Here is a 6,048-nt window from a genome sequence, read left to right on the forward strand (position 1 = left end):
ATGCCAGTATCCGGTACCGGACCCATTGACGTTGCGGTTGGCACCGTGACAAAGGACGAGTTCGTGCTTGCCTGGCGACGTGTAGAATGCTCGACCGGTGCAAGCCATCCCTTTTTGCGCAGGGTATACCGGTAGTTGTAAAGCGCTTCGATACGGATGCTCAATTGTTCGGCCAGTGCTTTGATGGACTGACCATTGGTCTCGGCGTCTTGGAGCTGTTTCAGGTAATACGCTTGCTTGGGGGTCAGAGTGCTTTTACTCATGATAGTCTCCGTTGAATGAACGAAGGCTACGCTATCGCATTAGGCTGAGCTTTTTCAGATGTGGTTTGTGGATCGCTTACCAAAATGCCGTGCAAAGCTTCTAGTAGAAATCGCCCAAACTCGCTACCGCCCAGCCGGTTAAAAGGCACACCAATTCAAAAATAAGTTGTCCATCCACCATGTCACTCTGTGACGAAATTGGCAAGTACTTCTCCATTGGAGGTGTCGTTTGCGCCCCCCCTGTGCCGATGTTGGGATTCCCAGGTTTGTTTTTATTCCTGTCACCCAAGGGACTGGCCCCCTACAGAGCACGGTGGTTGCTGGATTTACTGGGGTACTTTTGGTGGGCTGAGGTTTGGCGATTACTTACTATCCAACCCCTCCAAAGCAACAGAAACCTGCATAGCAAACCTAGAAGTAGCCACCGGCAACACCCGCCCCTTCAACTGCCCCAACAACAAATGCCCCACCGGCACATCCCGTGGTGAAAGCTCTCGAAACATCAACCCATCATCCAGCGCTGGCTGCAAGCCAATGGGTATCTGAAACCCCACCACCTGTTCGTGCCTTACATAATGTCGAATCAACTCGAACGATTCGGTTTCAATCACCGGCGTTATCGCCCGGCCCTGTGTTTTTGCGGCCCGGTCGAGAATGTTGCGTACGCCGTATTCGGTGGCGGGCAGGATGTGGGGGTGTTCCAGGCAGTCGCGCAGGCGCAGGTCGGTTTTTTGGGCCAGGGGGTGGTCGGCGGCGAATACGGCCAGCTCGCGCTCTACCTGGCGCCAAAGATATGTCGGAACTGGGTAACTGGCGGGTGTTTTTGCAATCGGCTTGAGTGTGTATAAGATAAAAAACTAGAAGAGGGCTCACCCCAGCCCTCTCATGGGTGCTTCAGCACCAGAAAGTGAATATCAGGTTATTAGTTAGTCTAAGCTGCCTCGAAATCCATAGGATGAATGTCATCAAGATTGAGTGAGTTTCTTGCTACCCAGAGATCATACATATCTTGCATTATCAGCCAGCTCTCGGGCGTGCGGCCTAGAACTTTCGAAAGCCGCAATGCCATTTCAGGGCTAATACCACTTTCACCTTTTAACAAACGAGACAGCGTAGAAGGCGAAACGCCAAGACTGGAAGCTAGCTGGCGAGCGCTGATGCTGAAAGGCTCCAGGTACAGATCCCGGATAAACTCGCCCGGGTGCGGCGGATTGTGCATAGCCATTAGTGATAATCCTCATAATCCAGTACGTAGGCGTTGCCATCCCGAAATTCGAACGTCATTCGCCAATTGCCATTAACCCATATTGACCATCGTCCTTTGTCCTTACCTTTCAATCAGTGGAGCCTAAAACCAGGGATGTCCATGTCATCCTCTGATGTGGCGGTATCAAGAGCGGCCAGCTGCATACGCAGCTTTTTGGCATGGTCGGCTTGTATTCCAGCCGCACTGCCTGTCGAGTAGAACCGCTTCAGTCCCTTGTGCCGGAAAGATTTGATCATGAGCAGTAAAGTAGCATGTTGCGCATCACGCAACAAGGATATATATGTCCTATTAACCCACTATTAACCCGCACCCGGGGAAAACTCCGAACCATTAACGCCAGGGACGGCGACAGCTTTGGTTATTAGAACGTGCTGGTGCGCTTAATGCCCAAACACCGACCAGCCGGTTTCCTGTGCCAGCATCTCCAGCGCACGGGTTCCCAGCAAACTGTTGCCGGTACCGTCGAGCCCCGGCGACCAAACCGCGATGGAAGCCCGCCCGGGTGCAACGGCCAGAATGCCACCACCAACGCCACTTTTACCCGGCAAACCAACGCGGTAAGCAAACTCACCCGAGCCGTCGTAATGCCCGCACATCATCATCAGGGAATTGATACGCCGCGCACGCTGGGCCGAGACCACTCGCGTACCGGTCGCTTTATTCACCCCATCCGATACCAGAAACAACCCGGCGTGAGCCAACTGAGTGCAGCTCATGGCCAGCGCACACTGGTGAAAATACGTGCCTAACACTTTGTCGACGTCATGCTCCAGGCGACCGAAGGCTTTCATGAAGTGGGCCAGCGACGCATTGCGATGCTTGTGCGCAAGTTCCGAAGCCGCCACTTCATGGTCGAAGCAGATGCTCTCGTCATTCGCCACAAAGCGCACAAAGCTCAACAGCTCCGCCAACACTTCTTTGGGTTCGTGGCGCATCATGATGGCATCGACCACGGCAATGGCCCCGGCATTGATGAACGGATTACGCGGTTTACCGGACTCATGCTCCAGCTGCACAATCGAATTGAACGGATCTCCCGAAGGCTCCCGCCCAACGTAGCTCCATAACCCGTCACCCCGCTTACCCAGCGCAAGCGTCAGCGAAAACACCTTGGAAATACTCTGAATGGAAAACGGTTCGCTGGCATCGCCTGCGGTAAACAACTGGCCATCCGGCAGAGCAACGGCAATGCCAAAACGTTGCGGGTCGACATGGGCGAGCTGGGGAATGTAGTCCGCGACCTTACCGCGCTCGTTCTCTTGCTGCATCGTGCTGGCAATGTCGGTCAATAGCTTTTGCATGGGAAGGCTGGAGCCGCACAGTTATTGTTTCAGGGCGTGCAGTGTACAGGGCGCTGAAGGGGATTCACATTACTGGCAAGCGGGTGTTCACAGCCCCTGCCAGTCGCCGCGAAAGTCCTGTCTGGCTGGTTTTATATACATACCGCCAGTTGATCATCCGGATGGACACACCGAAGTTCGAGCGAGTTCGAGGGACACCCACCGCAACACCTCTGTGAAATTCCTCCAACAAACAGCTGACCCGGGCGCCCTGACTTCCCTGAATTTCTTGTAATCGCCGGCTCAAATTCCACAATGCGAAACCAAATACCGAAATACTAGACACATCAAACCTCTTTAGGTATACCTGTGCCGGAACCGATTTCGAAGAAATTCGAACTCAATAACTACAAAAACGAAGACCAGGAACCTGCTATGTCACTAACACTAAGAACGGCCCTGCTCGGTATTGTGCTGATACTGCTGGGCGGCTTTCTCGCCAATCGCATTCAAACCGTCTCCGGTGAAGTGGATGTCAGCACCGTCCGGTTTGCCGGTAACAACGGGGTGATCACCCATGCCCGGCTTTATGTGCCCAACGGGGTAACCAATGACAACCCGGCCCCCGGCATTGTGGCCATTCACGGCTACATAAACAGCAACGAAACCCAATCGGGCTTTGCCATTGAGTTTGCCCGCCGCGGTTACGTGGTGCTGGCGCCCGACCAGACCGGCCACGGGTATTCAGACGCACCGGCCTTCGCCAATGGCTTTGGCGGTATGGATGCGCTCGCTTACATGCAAACCTTGCCGTTTGTGGATACCGACAACATTGGCCTGGAAGGCCATTCAATGGGCGGCTGGTCTTCATTGATCGCCGCGTCGGTCATGCCGGATGCGTACAAATCGGTCGTGATTGAAGGGTCGTCTCCCGGTACCTTCGGCGCACCCGATGGAACCGCGACCTGGCCCCGTAACCTGGCGGTGGTGTTTTCGGCGTACGATGAGTTCTCGCAGCTGATGTGGGGCGTGGAAGTGCCAACCGACATCCGCTCGACCGAGAAGTTAAAAACGCTGTTTAATACCGATGAAACCATCGAACCCGGCAAACTGTATGGCGATATCGAAGCCGGTACGGCGCGCGTTCTGTACCAGCCGCCGGTTACGCACCCGGGTAATCACCTCTCAACCGAAGCCATTGGCTACGCGATAGACTGGTTCGATCGTACCTTGGAAGGCGGGCAATCCATTCCGTCATCAGACCAGATCTGGATGTGGAAAGAACTCGGCACCTTGCTGGCGCTGATTGGCATGGTATTACTGATTCCCGCGGTCATTCCTGGTTTGGCGAAAACCGCGCCGTTCCAATCACTGCAGGGCACACCTGCCGAGCCGAAGCCCATTGTTGGCGGTGGCTGGTGGTTTGGCGCGCTGGTGTTCATGGCGCTGCCGGTTGTCACGTTGTTTCCGTTCAAGGGCTTCAGTGAAGCCTGGGGCTGGCAAGCCAGTGCCTGGTTGCCGCAAAACATCACCACCCAGGTAATGGTGTGGGCCTTGGGCGTTGGCATTATCTCGCTGGCGTTGTTCGTTGCCTGGCATGCGTTGTTGAACCGCACCACCGGCGCTACAGCACGGCATTATGGCCTGGCCACCAGCCAGGGGTTCTCGTGGATGGTCGTCGTCCGGTCGCTGGGCCTGGCGTTGGCTGTGGTGGGCGTGTTGTATGCGTCGTTGATCGCCACTGCGTATGTGTTTGATACCGACTACCGCTTCTGGGTATTTGCCATCAAACCGCTGAGCGCGTTGCAGTTGCGCATCGCACTGGTTTACGCCGTGCCCTTTTGCCTGTTCTTTACTGTGGTCGGTATTCTGCTGCATGGCCAGTTGCGCAAAGGTGACTGGACTTTCCGGCGGGAATTGCTCGTTAACTGGGTACTGCTGATGGGCGGCTACGCTGTGTTGCTGATCGTTCAGTACACACCGTTGTTCCTCGGCGGCAGCATGACCATTGCCTCTGAACCGCTGTGGACCATCATCGCGTTCCAGTTCCTCCCGCTGATGACGATTGCCGCCCTGGTGTTTACCGTGGCCTATCGGACCACGGGTACGATCTATACCGGCGCGTTCATTAACGGCTTGCTGGTAACCGGTGTGGTTGTGGCCAGCCAGGCGACGCACTTCGCGTTCTGATCGACAATGCAATAGAAAGTAGCCGGCTCCCTGATTTTGGGTAGCCGGCTTGAGTGCCATCCGGGGAACCCGCTCTTTAACAAAGGATCACCGGCCATTTTCTTTGAGTTTAGCAACCAATGCTCAACATCAGAGCCCGGCATCTACTCAAACGATGCAAAACTAGACATCCGATACGGTAGAGAAAGATGGCATCGCCGACCAGCGACACCGGTTTCTGTAGTAGATGATGGGCTGTGAACGATAGTGCTGATCGAAAAGCACACCGTCACGGAGTGACTGACGTTACACCACGCTGATTCCTGTCTGCAGCGGCTGGTTTTACTCAGGCAATGCCTCAAAGGCCTTTCTTTTTGATTCGAACCAGGCATTCATCTCTGCAGGGTCTTTCATCAAAGACTGCATTTCCTGCATCGCCTGAAGATGGGCCGGGTCTTGTTGCCGGTGCATTTCCATCCCGTGCTGCTGGCTGAGCTCGGCCATTTCCTCAAAGGTGTTCGCCTGGAATGCCAAATCACAGGCGCCGCCCAGTTCCTTGCAGGTCATTGTTTTCATTGTCACCCTCCGGGGTCGGGCACCTGGTCCACATCTCCCTACCCAATTGTTGTTGCCCTGTTAGGTATTAATCCAGGCAGCTGCTGCGCCTTCATCTTCGAAAAACTCAGCCTCGCCTGACATACACTTTCCAGTGCATCATTACCCTAGGGCCTGTTAACACTAATCAGCTTGTCCGCTATCAGTGAGAAATTTATAAAGAACCTAAAAAGCACATCCAATTTGTCGAATCGACTGAAGATTCTGCGAAACCCTTTGAGCCGCCGGAATAGACGCTCAACCTCATTGCGCTTTTTATACATCTCCCGATCATATTCCCAGGGATTCAATCGATTGATCTTGGGAGGAACCACGGGCTCCATACCTAATTCCAATACCAGCTGTCTTGTTTCGTCACCCTCGTAGGCCTTGTCCATCAACATCTTAGCGCCTTCCCACCCGCAGTTTTTCAGGCTCTCCAGAAGCATTCGTCCTTCTGGAGCATCCCCTGCAT

At 54.4% G+C, this 6,048-nt stretch carries 7 protein-coding genes and 1 pseudogene; 1 reads left to right on the forward strand and 7 read right to left on the reverse strand.

All coding sequences use genetic code 11. The annotated features are described in order from the left end of the window. The 5 genes and pseudogenes from G565_RS25155 to G565_RS0120005 all read right to left on the reverse strand — a co-directional run. A partial coding sequence (locus G565_RS25155) for a hypothetical protein (protein WP_037340605.1) occupies positions 1-263 on the reverse strand: 263 nt, incomplete at its 3' end. Between the two features lie 362 nt (positions 264-625). Beyond that, positions 626-1,114 (reverse strand): LysR substrate-binding domain-containing protein, encoded by a 489-nt coding sequence (locus tag G565_RS27805; RefSeq protein WP_084649486.1) that lies wholly within the window; start codon positions 1,112-1,114, stop codon positions 626-628. Between the two features lie 80 nt (positions 1,115-1,194). Continuing rightward, entirely contained in the window at positions 1,195-1,488 is a 294-nt protein-coding gene (locus G565_RS0119995) for a HigA family addiction module antitoxin (protein ID WP_028672404.1), read from the reverse strand. Continuing rightward, positions 1,488-1,766, reverse strand: a pseudogene (locus tag G565_RS25165) (type II toxin-antitoxin system RelE/ParE family toxin). The gene G565_RS0119995 and the pseudogene G565_RS25165 overlap by 1 nt, the downstream one beginning before the upstream one ends. A gap of 144 nt (positions 1,767-1,910) precedes the next feature. Continuing rightward, positions 1,911-2,831, reverse strand: a complete 921-nt coding sequence (locus G565_RS0120005) for a glutaminase (RefSeq protein WP_028672405.1) — start codon at positions 2,829-2,831, stop codon at positions 1,911-1,913. A 414-nt stretch (positions 2,832-3,245) separates the two neighbouring features. On the opposite strand from G565_RS0120005, the gene G565_RS0120010 reads away from it, so the two are divergent. Continuing rightward, entirely contained in the window at positions 3,246-5,000 is a 1,755-nt protein-coding gene (locus G565_RS0120010) for an alpha/beta hydrolase family protein (protein WP_028672406.1), read from the forward strand. 321 nt (positions 5,001-5,321) lie between these two features. Here G565_RS0120010 and G565_RS0120015 read toward each other — a convergent pair whose 3' ends face one another. Next, entirely contained in the window at positions 5,322-5,555 is a 234-nt protein-coding gene (locus G565_RS0120015; protein ID WP_028672407.1) for a hypothetical protein, read from the reverse strand. A gap of 146 nt (positions 5,556-5,701) precedes the next feature. Further along, positions 5,702-6,048 (reverse strand): IS5/IS1182 family transposase (locus tag G565_RS0120020; protein WP_028672408.1); only part of this gene is annotated, 347 nt, incomplete at its 5' end.

It is taken from the genome of Saccharospirillum impatiens DSM 12546 (assembly GCF_000423605.1).
In the GTDB taxonomy this organism is placed as follows: domain Bacteria; phylum Pseudomonadota; class Gammaproteobacteria; order Pseudomonadales; family Natronospirillaceae; genus Saccharospirillum; species Saccharospirillum impatiens.